This is a genomic window from Streptomyces sp. SID12501 (assembly GCF_010550245.1).
GTDB lineage: Bacteria > Actinomycetota > Actinomycetes > Streptomycetales > Streptomycetaceae > Streptomyces.
In genome coordinates, this window is the sequence record NZ_JAAGLU010000580.1 from 1 (window position 1) to 454 (window position 454).

Consider the following 454-nt stretch of genomic DNA (forward strand, 5'->3'; position numbering starts at 1 on the left):
TGCCTGGAGGCCTTCGCCCGAGAGGGAAAGATCCCTTTCAGCCCTACACCCCTGCCCGGCTGGGAGCTCCGGCCCACGGTCTCCCCCCGACTGCCCGACCTGATCGCCGACCACCTGCGGACCGAAGCCGAGAAGTGGTCCGACGTCGCCCGGCCGGACACCCTCGTACGGGGACTCGCGATGTGGGGGGTCATGTCTGAGGCACTGCCGCGCCTCGGGGAGCTGGAGGCCATCCGCCTGGACGATCTGGCGTTCGCCGGCCGGTGTCTGGCCGTCACGATCACCCGCCAGCCGCAGGGAGGCCTGCGGGGCAAGACTCCGCAACCCGAGACCGTAAGGCTCTCCACGGCGACGACAGCACACCTGCACAAATGGCTGGGACGGCGCGCCACCCTCGTGGAACGACTGCAAGGCGGGGAGCCGACCCATCTGTCGGTGTCCACGTCGCCGAACG

Annotated in this window: 1 protein-coding gene; it reads left to right on the forward strand. The window is 70.0% G+C overall.

What is annotated here, in order from left to right:
* Positions 1-454 (forward strand): hypothetical protein (locus G3I71_RS47370; RefSeq protein WP_164325135.1); only part of this gene is annotated, 454 nt, incomplete at both ends.